Annotated in this window: 19 protein-coding genes; 13 read left to right on the forward strand and 6 right to left on the reverse strand. The window is 68.3% G+C overall.

From position 1 onward, the window contains the following. Positions 1-10: 10 nt before the first annotated feature. The 11 genes from ACZ7HQ_RS30470 (at position 11) to ACZ7HQ_RS30520 (ending at position 7,822) form a co-directional block, all read left to right on the forward strand. A complete protein-coding gene (locus ACZ7HQ_RS30470) occupies positions 11-439 on the forward strand; it encodes a hypothetical protein (protein WP_470996656.1) in 429 nt (142 codons plus the stop codon). Between the two features lie 3 nt (positions 440-442). Continuing rightward, positions 443-2,701, forward strand: a complete 2,259-nt coding sequence (locus ACZ7HQ_RS30475; protein ID WP_470996659.1) for a hypothetical protein — start codon at positions 443-445, stop codon at positions 2,699-2,701. A 2-nt stretch (positions 2,702-2,703) separates the two neighbouring features. Beyond that, positions 2,704-3,924 (forward strand): poly-gamma-glutamate hydrolase family protein, encoded by a 1,221-nt coding sequence (locus ACZ7HQ_RS30480; protein ID WP_470996662.1) that lies wholly within the window; start codon positions 2,704-2,706, stop codon positions 3,922-3,924. A 9-nt stretch (positions 3,925-3,933) separates the two neighbouring features. Further along, entirely contained in the window at positions 3,934-4,488 is a 555-nt protein-coding gene (locus ACZ7HQ_RS30485) for a hypothetical protein (protein WP_470996665.1), read from the forward strand. Positions 4,489-4,497: 9 nt separating this feature from the next. Next, entirely contained in the window at positions 4,498-4,695 is a 198-nt protein-coding gene (locus tag ACZ7HQ_RS30490; protein ID WP_470996668.1) for a hypothetical protein, read from the forward strand. A gap of 105 nt (positions 4,696-4,800) precedes the next feature. Continuing rightward, positions 4,801-5,601, forward strand: coding sequence for a hypothetical protein (locus ACZ7HQ_RS30495; protein WP_470996671.1), 801 nt, complete (start codon positions 4,801-4,803; stop codon positions 5,599-5,601). Further along, on the forward strand, positions 5,601-6,503 hold the full coding sequence (locus tag ACZ7HQ_RS30500; RefSeq protein ID WP_470996674.1) for a glycoside hydrolase family 25 protein: 903 nt from the start codon (positions 5,601-5,603) through the stop codon (positions 6,501-6,503). The genes ACZ7HQ_RS30495 and ACZ7HQ_RS30500 overlap by 1 nt, the downstream gene beginning before the upstream one ends. Beyond that, positions 6,500-7,054 carry a 3'-5' exoribonuclease domain-containing protein gene (locus tag ACZ7HQ_RS30505; protein ID WP_470996677.1) on the forward strand — a complete coding sequence of 185 codons (555 nt, stop codon included), beginning with the start codon at positions 6,500-6,502 and terminating at the stop codon, positions 7,052-7,054. The genes ACZ7HQ_RS30500 and ACZ7HQ_RS30505 overlap by 4 nt, the downstream gene beginning before the upstream one ends. After that, complete coding sequence (locus tag ACZ7HQ_RS30510; protein ID WP_470996680.1) at positions 7,051-7,368, forward strand: hypothetical protein; 318 nt, start codon at positions 7,051-7,053, stop codon at positions 7,366-7,368. Before ACZ7HQ_RS30505 ends, ACZ7HQ_RS30510 begins: the two co-directional genes overlap by 4 nt. After that, positions 7,365-7,619: a hypothetical protein gene (locus ACZ7HQ_RS30515; protein WP_470996683.1), complete on the forward strand. Its 255-nt coding sequence runs from the start codon at positions 7,365-7,367 to the stop codon at positions 7,617-7,619. Before ACZ7HQ_RS30510 ends, ACZ7HQ_RS30515 begins: the two co-directional genes overlap by 4 nt. Continuing rightward, the gene (locus ACZ7HQ_RS30520) at positions 7,616-7,822 is read left to right on the forward strand and encodes a hypothetical protein (protein ID WP_470996686.1); all 207 of its coding nucleotides are present in this window, start codon (positions 7,616-7,618) and stop codon (positions 7,820-7,822) included. The genes ACZ7HQ_RS30515 and ACZ7HQ_RS30520 overlap by 4 nt, the downstream gene beginning before the upstream one ends. A 108-nt stretch (positions 7,823-7,930) precedes the next feature. Here ACZ7HQ_RS30520 and ACZ7HQ_RS30525 read toward each other — a convergent pair whose 3' ends face one another. Both ACZ7HQ_RS30525 and ACZ7HQ_RS30530 read right to left on the reverse strand, forming a co-directional pair. Continuing rightward, positions 7,931-8,083 (reverse strand): hypothetical protein, encoded by a 153-nt coding sequence (locus ACZ7HQ_RS30525; RefSeq protein WP_470996689.1) that lies wholly within the window; start codon positions 8,081-8,083, stop codon positions 7,931-7,933. A gap of 58 nt (positions 8,084-8,141) precedes the next feature. After that, complete coding sequence (locus ACZ7HQ_RS30530; RefSeq protein WP_470996691.1) at positions 8,142-8,885, reverse strand: GntR family transcriptional regulator; 744 nt, start codon at positions 8,883-8,885, stop codon at positions 8,142-8,144. A 186-nt stretch (positions 8,886-9,071) separates the two neighbouring features. Here ACZ7HQ_RS30530 and ACZ7HQ_RS30535 point away from each other — a divergent pair, with 186 nt between their 5' ends. Together ACZ7HQ_RS30535 and ACZ7HQ_RS30540 are read left to right on the forward strand one after the other, a co-directional pair. Continuing rightward, positions 9,072-9,449 carry a DUF6415 family natural product biosynthesis protein gene (locus ACZ7HQ_RS30535; RefSeq protein ID WP_470996694.1) on the forward strand — a complete coding sequence of 126 codons (378 nt, stop codon included), beginning with the start codon at positions 9,072-9,074 and terminating at the stop codon, positions 9,447-9,449. 72 nt (positions 9,450-9,521) lie between these two features. Next, positions 9,522-9,923 carry a hypothetical protein gene (locus ACZ7HQ_RS30540; RefSeq protein ID WP_470996697.1) on the forward strand — a complete coding sequence of 134 codons (402 nt, stop codon included), beginning with the start codon at positions 9,522-9,524 and terminating at the stop codon, positions 9,921-9,923. A 292-nt stretch (positions 9,924-10,215) separates the two neighbouring features. Here the strand turns inward: ACZ7HQ_RS30540 and ACZ7HQ_RS30545 are convergent, their stop codons facing one another. The 4 genes from ACZ7HQ_RS30545 to ureA all read right to left on the reverse strand — a co-directional run bounded on the left by ACZ7HQ_RS30545 (position 10,216) and on the right by ureA (position 14,558). Beyond that, the gene (locus ACZ7HQ_RS30545) at positions 10,216-10,446 is read right to left on the reverse strand and encodes a helix-turn-helix domain-containing protein (RefSeq protein ID WP_470996699.1); all 231 of its coding nucleotides are present in this window, start codon (positions 10,444-10,446) and stop codon (positions 10,216-10,218) included. Positions 10,447-11,072: 626 nt separating this feature from the next. Then, positions 11,073-12,122 (reverse strand): agmatine deiminase family protein, encoded by a 1,050-nt coding sequence (locus tag ACZ7HQ_RS30550; RefSeq protein ID WP_470996701.1) that lies wholly within the window; start codon positions 12,120-12,122, stop codon positions 11,073-11,075. A gap of 16 nt (positions 12,123-12,138) precedes the next feature. Then, positions 12,139-13,863 (reverse strand): urease subunit alpha, encoded by a 1,725-nt coding sequence (locus ACZ7HQ_RS30555; protein ID WP_470996704.1) that lies wholly within the window; start codon positions 13,861-13,863, stop codon positions 12,139-12,141. Then, positions 13,860-14,558, reverse strand: coding sequence for an urease subunit gamma (gene ureA / locus ACZ7HQ_RS30560; RefSeq protein WP_470996706.1), 699 nt, complete (start codon positions 14,556-14,558; stop codon positions 13,860-13,862). The genes ACZ7HQ_RS30555 and ureA overlap by 4 nt, the downstream gene beginning before the upstream one ends. Positions 14,559-14,672: the final 114 nt, after the last annotated feature.

Genomic DNA, 14,672 nt, shown 5'->3' on the forward strand with positions numbered 1-14,672 from the left:
CATCAAGACGATGCTGCAGCTCGCCACGCCAGCAACGCGGCAGATTCAGCTGCTGGAGTGGGGCTTCAGCCTGGACGACCCGCCGGGCGCGGACGGTGTCATCGAGCTGCTGCAGACGGACGTGGCGGCCACAGTGACGGCGCATTTGCCGTCGGGCGTGGTCAACCTGGACCCGAACGGGACGGCGTCGCTGCTGACCCTGGGCACCTCGGCGACCGGCTACTCGGCGTCTGCGGAGGGCACGATCACTGCCACCCGTCCTTTCGACGCGATCAGCCTCAGCTCGGTGTCAGGTGAGTCGAGCCTGCAGTACGTGCGGCAGTGGATGCCCGACTGCCGGCCGATCATCCCTGTGAGCAAGTTCCTCCGGGTGCGCGCAACGACGCCGACCACGGCCTGCGACATGCGGTGCTGGATCGTGTTCAGCGAGGTGAGCTGACCGGTGGCGCCTGGACTCGCTCCTCAACTCGCGGCGTGGGGGCGTCGTCTGCGTAACCTGCCTGCGCCCGCGCGCGGCTCTGGGGAGGCGTCCACCGGCGAGCCCGTACAGGTCGAGATGCTGGTGTCGGGCGAGTGGGTCGACATCACCGGGTACACGCTGGTCCGGGACGACAGCGGCCAGATACCCATCACCGGCGGGATCCGCGACGAGGGCTCCCAGACCGAGGCTGGCACGTGCACGTTGCAGCTCGACAACCGTGACGGCCGGTTCTCCCCGCGCAACCCGACCGGCATGTACTACGGGACGATCGGCAGGAACACGCCGATCCGGGTGTCGGTGCCGGACGGTATGGGCGGCAAGAGCTACCGGATCTGGGGTGAGGCATCGGAGTGGGCACCGAACTGGGACACCTCCGGCTCGGACGTGTGGACGGATCTGTCCGTCAACGGTGTCCTGCGTCGCCTCGCCCAGGGCCCGGCGCCTGAACACTCGGTCATCTACCAGGCGATCACGGATCCGGCGCCGTCGGGGCTGGTGGCGTACTGGCCGTGTGAGGACGCCACGGGGGCTACGTCCCTTGCGTCGGCGCTGACGAACGGGTCGCCCATGACCTGGTCTGGTACACCTGCGCTGGCCTCGTACAGCAACTTCATCGCGTCCGACCCGCTGCCCGACATCACGAGCGCGACCCTGTCCGGCAGCGTCCCCCGCTACGACGACCCGACCGCCACACAGGTGCGGTTCCTTGCCTACATCCCGGCTGACGGTGTCGCCAACTACAAGGTGCTGTGCGCCTTCGATCAGGTCGACTACTCGGCAGGGTCAGCGCAATTCTGGGAGCTGTATTACAGCAACACGGATGCTACGAACTCACTGGTGCTGCGTACCTGCGCCTCCGACGGCACCAACCTCGGCGCGCTGCTGCCTCATACTTTGGACGTCCGCGGCCGGCTGCTGTACGTCAGCGTGGAGTTGCAGGAGTCTGGTACGAGCATCACCCGGGCGATCCAGCTGACGGACGTCCTCACCGGCCGCACGTACAGCGTGTCCGACACGGAGACGCTGACTCAGCTCACCCGAGTCACGAAGATCCAGTTCGGGCCGGCATCCCGCAGCGTGGTCAACCCTGGGACCGCACTACTGCCGGGCGTCGTCATCGGGCACGTCACCCTCGAGAACCAGATCACGGCGATCAACGCGCTCGGGGTCCGCCTCAACCCGGTCGGCGAGGCGGCTGGCCGTCGGATTCAGCGGTTGTGCGGGGAGCAGGGCATCGCGGTCGAGTGGGTCGGCGACCTGGACGACACAGTAGCGATGGGCGCGCAGGGCAAGAGCAACCTGCTGACGCTTCTGCAGGAGTGCGCGCTCGCGGACGGCGGCATGCTGTACGAGACGCGGTCGGGGATGGGCCTCGGCTACCGCACCCGCGCGTCCCTGTACAACCAGGACCCCGTGCTAACGCTGGACTACTCGGGCGCGCAGCTCGCGAAGGTCCCCGTCCCTGTCGAGGACGACCGCTACGTCCAGAACAAGGTCACCATCACCTGCAACGGCGTAACCCAGTCCTATGAGGAGACGGACGGCAGCCTCAGCATCGCGCAGCCGCCGGCCGGGGTGGGCGTGTACGGACAGGAGACGACGCTCAACCTGGCGAGCACGGACACGGACACGCTGCTGGATCAGGCGGCGTGGCGGGTGCATCTCGGGACGGTGGATGAGGCCCGGTATCCGACGATCGCAGTGAACCTCGCGCACCCGTCGATCACGCCGGACATGCGGCGGGCGATCCTCGGCATGCGAATCGGTGACCGTATCCAGATCACCAACCCACCGAGCTGGCTGCCACCCGACACCATTGACCAGCTCGTCATCGGCACCAGCGAGACCATCACACGGTTCGAGCACAGGCTTACTTTCAACTGCCAGCCCGCCAGCCCGTACACGGTCGGCTACCTCGACAGCATCACTGTGCTCCTCGACACGGACGGCTCCGAGCTGTACGCGGACGTGGGGTCGGCGGACACGTCGCTAAAGGTGGGGCCGTCGCCTGGGCAAGCGGGTCTGTGGACCACGGACCCGGGCGACTTCCCCATCGATATCCGTGTCGGTGGTGAGGTGATGACGGTCGAGAGCATCACCGGTGGTGTTGCCGACGCCTTCAACCGGAACGTGACCAGCGGCTGGGGCAACACGGACACCGGGGAGACGTGGACCACCACTGGCGGTAGTGCTTCTGACTTCAGCGTGGTGGGGGTGTAGCCATGGCCGATACGTATGCCAACTACGCAGACTTGGCCGCGCACGAGACCGAGGGAGTGGACTACGAGCGGCGTAGCGTCCCGGTGACCGGGGCGACCTGGTGTGCGATCTCGATTCACGGCGGCGGCATCGAACCCGGTTCGGGGGAGGCTGCCCGCGCGGTCGGCGCGTCCCTCATGAATCACTATGAGTTCGCTGGCATCAAGGCGTCCAACAACTCGGTGCTCCACATCACCTCGACGAACTTTGACGAGCCGAACTGCGTGGCCATCGTCACGGCCGCCAAGCGGTGTATCAGCTTTCACGGCTACACGGGGGCGGCGGGGGTAGCGGAGACGTCACTGGGCGGCCTGGACACGGCAACCGGCACCCGAGTCGCGAACGCCCTGCGGGCCGCTGGGTTCCGGGTTGTTGCGGCGTCGCAGGAGCTGAACGGCAACGACACGGCGAACATCGCCAACAAGACGACCATCTCGGCCGGCGTCCAGCTGGAGATGTCGAACGCGCTCAGGGCGAGCTTCTTCCCCAACGGGGACCTGAGCCGGGCCATGCGCGACAGCGGCCAGCGAACGGCCGCGTTCAACGCCTACGTGGCCGCGGTCCGGAGCGCGTTCGATGGGCAGGGCCGGATGGCCTGTGGCAGCGTCAACGTCAGCAGGTGGGCGACCGTGCCGTGGTCGTCAGCGGATCTGGACATCAAGGCGAGGATGGCGACGGACGTCCTCGCCACGGGCGGCTCGCATTTCGTGCACCTGGCTGGCCGGTTCATCGACACCAGCAATAACTACCTTGCGAGGCTGGCGTTCAACACGGACCAGACGGTCACGCTGACACTGCGGTCCCGGATCGGCGGTACAGAGACGCTGCTCGCCACGGCCGCAGACACGAGCACCCTCACCCACGCCGCGGGACGGATGTTCTGGCTGCGGTTCCAGATCACGGGGACGACGCTGCAAGCGAAGGCGTGGCTGGACGGCGGGTACGAGCCGCCGTGGATGGTGAGCGTAACGGACGGCAATCTTCGAGCCGTCGGGCAGGTCGGCATGCGCACGATCCTGTCCAGCACGAACACGAACACGCTGCCGGTGACCGCCAGCTACGACGACTTCCAGCAGGTCACACCGCAGACGTTCAGCGTGATCCGCTCGGTGAACGGCGTCTCGAAGTCCCATGCCGCGGGCGAGGACGTCCGCCTCGCTGACCCGACCATCCTGGCCCTGTAGGAGGCACCCATGGCTGAGGCCTACCCGACACTGCTCGCCGGGCAGCGACTCACCGCGTCGCTGCTCCGGTCAATGCAGGTCCAATCGCTCCGCAAGACCGCGGACACGAGCCGGTCGGCGACGACGACGCAGGCCGCGGACCCGCACATTCAGATGGATGTGGTTGCTGGCGGCGTGTACACGCTGTGGGGCTGGCTGAAGTACGACGCCTTGGCGGCCGCTGACTTCACGATGGGCTTCTCCTACCCGACGGGAACGTTGGGTGAGTGGGTGGGGATGGGCGGCGGTACGACGGTGACGTCAGCGACGGGTGGCGGTGGCACGCAGCAAGACGCGGTGTCGACGTGGGGCTACAACGTGAGGCTGGAGACAACTGATGTGGTCAACACCAGGACTTACGGCGGCCTCGGTGTCGGGAACACGCTCACTGTCGACGTGAAGGGTACGTTCCGGATCGGTGCGACGGCCGGGACGTTGGCGCTGACGTGGGCGCAGTCGGTGTCGTCGGCGACCGCGACGACGCTGTACACGGACAGCTGGATCAATGTTCTTCGGGTCGCGTGAGGGGACATCATGGCGAGCTATGTGATCACCGCAAAGAACGGCAGTGCTGAGCCGGTGGTGTCGGTGCAGATCAGCGCGATCAATCAGGAGGGCACAGTCGTCGAGGAGATCGACGTGGTCAACTCGGTGCGCACGTTCCTCGGCACAGTCGCCGGAGTCGTGTCGGTGACGGCGCAGAAGTACGAGCAAGTCATCACCGTCGTCTAGCTGCCGCTTCATCGTCTGAGGGAGCGGATAGACAAGCCGCTTACGATTTCAACTAGACGGTACGTCTCGTCTCGTTATCCGGCACCAGCCGTGAAGGGACCCGAGTTGAACATCACCCTCCTTCCCGAGAACCACAGCCGCGCGCATCGGCTGGGCCGGCACGTCGAGCACGACCCGCGGTCCCTGCGCTACGCCCACGGCGTCCTGCCCGCCTCAGCGGTCAAGCCGGTCCAATGGCAGCGCCGCGTCCCAGTCTTCGACCAGGGGTCGCTGGGCTCGTGCACGGGCAACGCGGCGGCCGGTGTGCTCGCCACGGACAGCGCTGCCGGGCGCGGCGTCGCCTCAGTGACGGTGAAGGGCACCAAGCGGGCGGTCGACGAGACGCTCGCCGTCGACCTGTACAAGCTCGCCACCACGCTGGATGACGTGCCCGGCACCTATCCGCCGGACGACACCGGCTCCTCAGGCCTCGGCGCCGCGAAGGCCCTCAAGCAGATGGGGCTCGCCTCCGGGTACACGCATGCGTTCAGCCTTGCCGCGCTCAAGAGCGCGCTGCAGGCGGGCCCGGCGATGCTCGGGATCGTCTGGCTGAACTCGATGTTCGACCCGACGCCGTCCGGCACCCTGTCCGTGGACAAGTCCTCGGGCGTCGCGGGCGGGCACGAGATCGTCTGCTCGGGCTGGGACGGCTCCCGATTCCGCCTCGACAACTCGTGGGGCACCTCGTGGGGTGACTCCGGATCCTGCTGGGTCACCGAGACGGACATGCAGTGGCTGCTGTCCCAACAGGGCGACGTCACCATCCCCGCCCTCACTCACACGCCTACGCCGACTCCCACGCCTGCGGACCCGGATCTCGCGTTCGCGCTGGCCGCCCGCACCTGGCTCACCGCGAAGGGGCTGTGATGATCCACGGCATAGACGTCTCCGCCTACCAGCCGTCCACGTATGACACGACCGGTCTCGACTTCGTGATCGTGAAGGCGACCGAGGGTCTGTCGTACACCAATCCGCGACTGGCCGCGCAGACCGCGCACGCCCGCACCGCAGGGCTGGTCGTCGGCTTCTACCACTACCCGCACATGGCGAACTCGCCGCAGGCGGAAGCGGACTACTTCCTTTCCAAGGCGCCGATCCAGGCTGGGGACATCATCGTCTTCGACTGGGAGGGCTACGACACCGCCAACCAAGGCGTATCCAAGGCCCGGCAGCTCGCCTACCGGGACGCCTGGCTGAAGTACGTCAAGGGCAAACTGCCGTCCCACCGCGTCGGCATGTACTGCAACACCGAGTACTGGCTGACCATCGACCAGACCTCGACCTGCGGCGACTTCCTGTGGATTGCCACCGGCGGCAAGCCGGCAGGCCAGCCCGGCATCGACTACCGCTGGACTTTCCACCAGTACAGCACGGCGAACAACATCGACCACGACGTCGCGAACTTCCCCAGCAGGGCCGCACTCGCCGCATGGGCTGCTGGCACAACCCCCGAGGAGGACCCCATGGCGGGCTTCACCAAGCAGGACGTCCACGACGCGGTCTGGCGGATCGACGACATCGCCGCCGGCTCGACGGAGACGAACAAGGGCAACACGACGTGGCAGCCGCAGACGTACCTGAAGGGCACGTTCGAGAACACGGTGAAGCTGCTCGCGCAGGAGGCCGCGCAGACCGCGGCGATCACGAAGCTCGCCAGCCTCATCGGCTCGGGCGTGGACACGGCCACCGTGGTGGCGGCCGTCAAGGAAGCCATCGCGGACGCGGTGGTCAAGGTGTCGGTCGACGTCACCGGCTCGGCCACGCCGTGACTGACCTGTTCTACGATTCGGAGTTCCTGGAGGACGGCCGGACGATCGAGCTGATCTCCATCGGCATGGTGTGTGAGGACGGCCGCGAGTACTACGCCGTGAACCGGGACATGCCAGTGCGGCGGATCCGGAAGCACAAGTGGCTGATGGAGAACGTCGTCCCGCACCTCCCGAGGGGGCACGGTGACAGGCGTCTCACCGTGCCGGGCCGCTGGCTGTTCGACTACAGCGACCCGCTGGTGAAGCCGCGTCAGCGGATCGCTAATGAGGTCATGGACTTCATCCGCGCCGCCGGGACGGATGTCCAGCTCTGGGCGAACTACGGAGCCTACGACCACGTCTGCCTCGCCCAGTTGTGGGGCCGCATGGTCGACCTCCCCGAGGGTGTCCCCATGTTCACCCACGACATCCAGCAGGAGCGCGCCCGACTCGGCTTCAGTTGGGACGACCTGCCCAAGCAGGAGAGCGGCGAGCATAACGCGCTCGCCGACGCCAGGCACAACCAGACCGTCCGGCGCTGGCTCGCCGAACAGGAAGCGAGAACCTCATGACCGTCAACCTCGACTCGGCCTACTGGATCGGCCTCGTCATCTCCATCGTCCTGCCGGTCCTCGTCCGGCTCGTCACGACCCACGTCACCAGCGACGCCGTGAAGGCCGTGCTGCTGCTGGCGCTCTCGACCATGAACGGCTTCCTGGTGGAGTACGCGGGCCCGCACCACGGCGGGTACAGCGTGGCCACTGCCGCCGTCCTCGCCCTGGTCTCCTTCGGCACCGGCGTGCTGGCGCACTTCGGGTTGTGGGAGCCGACCGGGGTCGCCGACAGGGCTCAGGACCGGCTGGTGACCGCGAAGGCGGGTGCGTGACGCCGCCGGAGTCGTCCACGGTCGCTTTGGAGCTTGCTGAGATCCGCAGGTCGGTTGAGGTCGGCTTCACTGAGCAGCGGGGCCAGTTGGCTCTGCTGGTGCAGCGCGGCGATCAGACGGACAAGACGCTGGACGATCACGAGAAGCGGCTGGACGCCTTGGAGCGGAACCGGTGGCCGCTGCCGTCTCTGGCGGCGGTGTGCGGGGTCGGTGCGATGGCGGTGACGCTCTGGCAGGCGGCGGGCCGGTGAACACCGGCGACGCGGTGTGGGGCGGGCTGATTGTGGCGGGCGCGGCGTTTGAGACTTGGGCGCTGCGTACTGCCCGGCGGGAGCACACGTTCAGCGCGTCTACCCGGCGCTGGTTCCGGGTCCACACGAAGGCGGGCGCCGTCTGCTTTGCCGTCGCGTGGACAGGGTTCGGCGTCTGGTACCTCGACCACATCCTCCGCTGAGCCTGTAGACGCTACCATCGCAGTACGGCAGGACGCGCACGCCGATCCTTCGGGAGAAGGCCCACGGGGCCCGCGCAACCCACCCCGCCCCTTGTGGGCGGGGTTTTTTCATGCCGCCGTGGCGACGTCCCCGAGCTCCGCCCGCCGCAGCTCCGCAAGCAGGCGCTCGTACTCCGCCCGCTGCTCCCGCGACAACGGCACCTGCGGATGCGACCACAGTGCACGAATCTGCTCGTTCAGCTTGTCGGCAGCAGATCGCACTGGACCAGGGCTGGTCACAAGATCGGGGGGCATGGATCAAGCCTACGCCGCCTACGCCTTACTGCGGAGGGACATCCTCCACCGTGTACTCGTACCCGACCGTCAGGCGGTACGGCAGACACCACTCGCCATACTCGATCACACCCTCCTCATCCCACAGTCGGTGGGCGCCAGCGAGGATTGGGGAGCCGATGCGCACGCCCAGATAGTTGGCCTCACGCGCGTCGGCGTCGCGGCTGTGGAGGTCGTCACGACCAGCCTTGACGGTCCTGCCCGACTCCTGCTGGATCTTCGCAAGAAGTCCAGGCGCGGAGCGGGTCGACGTCGACAACAGCTCGGGAACAGACGCCGCAAAGTGTGCGGGATACCAGGTCACATGCAGGCCTGTGCGCTGCTGGCCCTTGCCGGTGTGCCACTCCCGACGCACTACCTGGGCGCCCTCGTCCAGGTCGAACAGCTCGGCCACGTACTGCGGCGGCCGGATCAGCTCCGCCCTGGTGACGATGACCGTCTCACCCTCGGCGAGAACGGACCCGGTACGCATGACGCGGGTGACCCGATCGTAGGAGCTGGGTGCGACCTCGGGAGCGTTGGCGACGAACGTGCCCTTGCGAGAGGTTGTGATGTAGCCCTCGACCTGCAGCTGATCGAGCGCGCGGCCGAGGGTGGCCACAGAGACGCCTTCCGTCTTGGCGAGGTCGCGCTGTGCTGGCAGCTTGGCGCCTTCTTCGAGGACGCCGTCGAGGATGCGCCGGCGGATGCGTTCCGCGACGCGCATGTAGGGGTGTTCGGTCTCGGGCATTGCGTCTCCTCGCGTCCTAGGTCATCGCCGACTGTACTAGGACACGAGTAATTCGTAAGGGTGGGGGTGCGTCTGACGTCTGGTCACATGTCCTAGGACACGCTACGGTCTGACCTAGGACACAACGTGCTGAACCCGGTGACCGTCGTATAGGCCCCGGGGTGTGGCCGACTGTGAGGAGTCGACGTGACGCACCGTACCGCCCAGCCCGCCCCGGCCACAGACTTGGACCAGGTGCCGCCCGACATCGCCACGATGCGCGCCAGCGCGCGCCGGCTCCTCGCCGAAGATGCGAAGCCGATCGGCCCTAACGACCTGGAAACGCTCCGGCTCATGCTGCGCGGGCACATCCAGCTGCTGATCCCTGCCGTTGAGGAGATGGCCCTCGGACTGCCGAAGCATGACATCGCCAGGGCGTGCGCGCTGGCCTGTACCCGCGAGGCCAGCATGCGGCTGCGCCTGGGCATCGGCGAGTACCCACCCGTGCGCATGTCTGTGGCCATGAAGCTGGCTCGCTCCGTGAACGCCCTCTGTGATCACTACGAGAACCTCAGTCAACGCTGAGGGGGTCAGCGTGTCGCCCCAGCGTCGCTCATAGACTGTCGGACTCACCCGCCGAGAGAAGGAATGATCCACATGCGCCCGCAGCGGTTCCAGGACTGGCTCATCGACACCGTGAAGAACACGCCCGGCGTGGGCCGCGTCCAGAGCTTGGCTGAGGCCGGAGACAGCAAGCATCCGTTCGGAATCGCTGTCACCCGCGGCGGCCGGGAAGAGCGCTGGCAGATCACCTACCGGCCCGCCGAAGGCGAGAAGCACGAGCAGGCCGAGAGCCCGGTCGAGGGAGCCCCGTTCTCGTCGCCTGCTCCGCAGCCTGACGACGCTCCGGACGTGTGGCTGACTCGTGCGATCGGCGCGGCGGAGTGCCCGGAGTTTGAGCGTGTCGCGCGCTGGACCGACCGGCCCAACCCTGCGACGCAGGCCGGGGTGACCGTGTTCGCGCACAACGGGGCCCGTAACTTCGTTCGCCCCCTGTAGACCCCCAGCCCGGACCGGGCTGGGTGAGCACAGCACCACATCAGCGCACCACCACACTGGAGGTACTGGTATGGAATGCACCCACGCCCGACCGGGCGCCCGGTTTGACCCGAGCCTGACTGAGGGTGGCTGCCCGGTCTGCGGCGCCATCGTCGGCTCAGAGTCCGGTCAGCCGACCACGATGCATCAGGGGCCGGATGGGACGACGTGCTCCGGCAGCGGACAGCCGGCCGTCTAACTGTGTTGACTGGCCCCGTTCGTCTGCCCGTGGTGGATGGGCGGGGCCTCGCCATCAGCGGACGAGGTCCGCGAGGGGCACGTCGAGGGCGTCGGCGATGAGGAGCAGGTCGGTGAGGTCGGGTGCGCGTAAGGCGTTTTCCCAGCGGCTGATCGTCTTGTGGTCGCGGCCGATGCGGTCCCCGAGGGCGAGTTGGGAGAGGCCGGCGGTGCGGCGGGCGTCGCGGATGCGTAAGCCGATCTCGGCGCGGCGGCGGGGTACCCAGGCGGGGAGGGGGTCGAGCACCCGCCCGATGCTGGAATGATCTTGGGGGAAAGTCTTTACCTGGCTGGGTAAATCTCAAGGCTCCGGGCACTCGACAGATATATGTGCCTGGAGTACCAATTATTTCCTCAACAGTGTGTAGCGGGGATGCACCTCAGTGTGCTGGGATGGGCATATGCCACTCGTACGCCAGTTCGAACAGTTAGCTCTTTGATCCCCCGACAGCCACCCCCTCAACAGCCCGGCACGGGCAGCCTGCAGTGTCGCCCGCGCCGGACGGGCCGTCCGCCCGCAGCAGGTTCACGGCTCGCCGTGAGCACCCTCTTGCGCGCGGGTGGGCGGCCTCAACAGAATCCCCCACCCCGCGCACTGGATCTGCACACAACCCCCAACAACCCCGAAGAATCTGCCCGTGTCATGTGCCACGGTGCGATCGTTGGACCATATAGCCAGGGTGAGGCGACAGCACCTCCCCGGGTGACAGCCTCACCCTGGCCATATGAGAACGGCCCCCGGTATGCGTACCGCCGGGGGCCGTTCAGCTCCCATGGGAGACAAGTGGGAGACAGATCATGCAGACTCAAGCCGAGTAAGGCTAACTAAGGCCGACTAGAGCTAAGTCGCATGACACAAAAACGCAGGTCAACTCACCGACCAGCACACCGAGGCTGCTGCTGGGTGATGCAGTGGATGCCGCCCCCGCCCGCGAAGATCGTACGGGCGTCCACCAGGGTCACCGTCCGCTCGGGGAACAGGCGCCGGAAGATCCCGGCGGCGATCTCGTCGCGCGGGTCGTCGAAGCCGCACAGCACGACGCCGCCGTTGCAGAGGTAGTGGTTGATGTAGGAGTAGTCGGCCCAGTGGCCGTCGGCCTCCAGGACGGTCGGGGCGGGGACCTCGACGACCTCCAGCCGGCGGCCGCGTGCGTCGGTCGCCGACTTCAGGATGCCGATGACCTCCTTGGTGACCTCGTGGTCGGGGTGGGCCGGGTCCGGCTGGGAGTGCGCCACCACGACGCCCGGACGGGCGAAGGCGGCCACGATGTCCACGTGGCCCAGCGTGCCGAAGCCGTAGGGCGGGTAGTCGCCCGTCAGGCCGCGCGGCAGCCAGATCGCCTGCTGTGTGCCGAGGTGGGCGTGGATCTCGGCCTCGACCTCCGCCTTCGACCAGTGCGGGTTGCGCTCGGGGCCCAGCTGGACCGTCTCGGTGAGCAGGACCGTGCCCTCGCCGTCTACGTGGATCGCGCCGCCCTCGTTGACCAGCTTCGAGGCGTACGTCTTCGCGCCGGCGAGGTCGGACACATACGCGGCGATCTTGGAGTCGTGCTCCCAGCGGGCCCAGTCCTGCGCGCCCCAGCCGTTGAACGTCCAGTCCACGGCGGCCAGTTGCCCACGGCCGTCGGTGAGGAACGTGGGCCCGATGTCCCGCATCCAGGCGTCGTCCAGGTCCCGCTCGACGGTGTCGACGTGCGGGCCGAGCAGGGCCTCGGCCTCGGCGGACTGGCCGGGGCCACAGACCACGGTCACCGGCTCGAAGCGGCGGATCGCGCGGGCCACCGAGGCCCAGGCGGCGCGGGACGCGGCGAGGTCGTCCGGGTCGTCGAAGGTGGGGTTGGGGCCCGGCCACGCCATCCAGGTGCGCTCGTGCGGGGTCCACTCGGCGGGCATACGGAAGCCGTCGGCGGCGGGGGTGGTCATGTGAGATCCCTGATGACTAGAGGAAGTAGAGACGGTTGAGGGAGACGGAGTCGGCGGGCTCGGAGCGCAGCGGGTCGCCGTCGAGGGTGACCAGGCCCGTGCGCTGGTCCACGTCGACCGCTCCGATGCGCGCGTTCAGGCGCAGGTCGGCGGGTCCGATGCCGCGGGTGCCGCGCACGGCGACCCTCCGGCGGCGGGTGGGCATCGAGTCGTTGCCCTGTTCGACGGCCGCCCGGGCGACGAACGCGACCGAGATGTCGGCGGCCGTCGCACCGTACGAGCCGAACTGCGGGCCGAGGACGAGGGGTTCGCAGGTGTCGGTGGCCGCGTTGGGGTCGCCGACCACGCCGTACGCCGGGAAGCCGGACTTCAGCACCAGCTGCGGCTTGGCGCCGAAGTACTCCGGGCGCCACAGCACGATGTCCGCGAGCTTGCCGGCCTCGATGGAGCCGACCTCGTGGGCGAGGCCGTGGGCGATGGCCGGGTTGATCGTCAGCTTTGCCATGTAGCGCAGGACGCGGGCGTTGTCGTCGCCCTCGCCGTCGCCCTGCATCGGGCCCAGCTCGGCCTTCATCTTGCCGGCCATGGCGAACGTACGGCGGACCGTCTCACCGGCGCGGCCCATGCCCTGGGCGTCGGAGGAGGTGATGCCGATCGCACCCAGGTCGTGCAGCACGTCCTCGGCGCCCATCGTGCCGGCCCGGATGCGGTCGCGGGCCATGGCGGCGTCGCCGGGCAGGTCGGGCTTGAGGTCGTGGACCGAGACGATCATGCCGTAGTGCTCGGCGACCGCGTCCCGGCCGAAGGGCAGGGTGGGGTTGGTGGAGGAGCCGATGACGTTCGGGACACCGGCCATCTTCAGCACGTTCGGGACGTGGCCGCCGCCGCAGCCCTCGATGTGGAAGGCGTGGATCGTCCGGCCTTCGAGGACGCGAAGGGTGTCCTCGACCGACAGGCACTCGTTCAGGCCGTCGCTGTGCAGGGCCACCTGGACGTCGTGCTCCTCCGCGACCCGCAGCGCCGTGTCCAGCGCGCGGGTGTGGGCGCCCATGTCCTCGTGCACCTTGAAGCCGGACGCGCCGCCCTCGGCCAGCGCCTCGACCAGGGGCGCGTCGTGGGACGACGAACCCCGGCCCAGGAAGCCGATGTTGACCGGCCATGCGTCGAAGGCGTTGAAGGCGTGGCGCAGCGCCCAGGGCGAGTTGACGCCGACGCCCCACACCGGGCCGAACTCCTGGCCGATGACGGTGGTCACACCGGAGGCGAGGGAGGCTTCCATGATGCGCGGCGACAGCAGGTGGACGTGGGTGTCGACGGCCCCGGCGGTGGCGATGAGCCCCTCACCGGAGACGATCGACGTGCCCGTGCCGACCACGACGTCCACGCCGTCGAGGGTGTCGGGGTTGCCGGCGCGGCCGACCGAGCAGATCCGGCCCTCCCGGATCCCGATGGAGACCTTCCTGATCCCCTGCACCGGGTCGATCACGACGACGTTGCTGATGACCACGTCACAGGTCTCGCGGACGGCGGCGGCCTTCAGGTGCAGTCCGTCGCGGGCGGTCTTGCCGAAGCCGGCCAGGAACTCGTCGCCGTAGCGCTGGGAGTCGGACTCGACGCGGATGGTCAGGCCCGAGTCGCCGAGCCGGATGCGGTCGCCGGCGCGCGGGCCGTGGGTGGCCGCGTAGGCGTGCGGGTCGACGTGGATCTCCCGGCTCACCTCTCGTCCCTTCGAGCGGCTCATCGCTCCTCGCCTCCGTCCGGCGTCGTTCCGAGGTATCCGCAGGCGGCGGCCCGGCGCAGGGCCTCTTCCCTCGCCCCGGGCGCGTCCAGCGGCCCGTCGACCAGTCCGGCGAAGCCGATCGCGATCCGGTCGCCACCGATCGGCACCAGCCCGACCTCCTCGCTCTCGCCCGGCCCGAAGCGGACGGAGGACCCGGCGGGTACGGCGAGCCGCATGCCGTAGGCGGCGGCGCGGTCGAAGTCGAGGCGCGGATTGGCCTCGAAGAAGTGGAAGTGGGAGGTGACGGAGACCGGCACGGTCGCGGTGTTGACGACGGTGAGCCGGACGGCCGGCGCGGGGTCGGCGTGCTGGGGTCCGGGCAGCAGTGCGCCCGGCGCCTGCTCGCCGAGGCCGCCGCCGATCGGGTCGGAGACCACCGCGAGCCGGGAGCCGTCGTCGAAGACCGCCTCGACCATCACCTCGGTGACGACGTCGGCGACGCCCGGCAGCACGTCCTCGGGGCCGAGCACGGACCGGGCCGCCTCGATGGCCTCGGCGAGCCGCTTGCCGTCCCGCGCGGCCTCGCACACGGTGTCCGCGATCAGCGCGGTCGCCTCCGGCACGTTCAGCCTGAGGCCGCGCCTCCGGCGGGCCCGGGCCAGTTCGGCGGCTCCGAAGAGCAGCAGCCGGTCACGTTCCGTGGGGGTCAGTCTCACGTCGCGGCACCTCCTTGCCATCCCCAAGTTAGAGCACCACTCTAAACACAGAATTCATGAAACAGAAGCATTGACCGACGGCAGGACTTCACGTCACATTGAGCGTCGCTCAAA

It is taken from the genome of Streptomyces sp. NPDC037290 (assembly GCF_055603245.1).

Bases quoted from the DNA above. Each gene is read 5' to 3' on its own strand.
- ACZ7HQ_RS30470 (WP_470996656.1), top strand. From the start codon at position 11: ATGCTGCAGCTCGCCACGCCAGCAACGCGGCAGATTCAGCTGCTGGAG.
- ACZ7HQ_RS30530 (WP_470996691.1), bottom strand. From the start codon at position 8,885: ATGCCCGAGACCGAACACCCCTACATGCGCGTCGCGGAACGCATCCGC.
- ACZ7HQ_RS30490 (WP_470996668.1), top strand. From the start codon at position 4,498: ATGGCGAGCTATGTGATCACCGCAAAGAACGGCAGTGCTGAGCCGGTG.
- ACZ7HQ_RS30550 (WP_470996701.1), bottom strand. From the start codon at position 12,122: ATGACCACCCCCGCCGCCGACGGCTTCCGTATGCCCGCCGAGTGGACC.
- ACZ7HQ_RS30540 (WP_470996697.1), top strand. From the start codon at position 9,522: ATGCGCCCGCAGCGGTTCCAGGACTGGCTCATCGACACCGTGAAGAAC.
- ACZ7HQ_RS30480 (WP_470996662.1), top strand. From the start codon at position 2,704: ATGGCCGATACGTATGCCAACTACGCAGACTTGGCCGCGCACGAGACC.
- ACZ7HQ_RS30485 (WP_470996665.1), top strand. From the start codon at position 3,934: ATGGCTGAGGCCTACCCGACACTGCTCGCCGGGCAGCGACTCACCGCG.
- ACZ7HQ_RS30500 (WP_470996674.1), top strand. From the start codon at position 5,601: ATGATCCACGGCATAGACGTCTCCGCCTACCAGCCGTCCACGTATGAC.
- ACZ7HQ_RS30510 (WP_470996680.1), top strand. From the start codon at position 7,051: ATGACCGTCAACCTCGACTCGGCCTACTGGATCGGCCTCGTCATCTCC.
- ACZ7HQ_RS30555 (WP_470996704.1), bottom strand. From the start codon at position 13,863: ATGAGCCGCTCGAAGGGACGAGAGGTGAGCCGGGAGATCCACGTCGAC.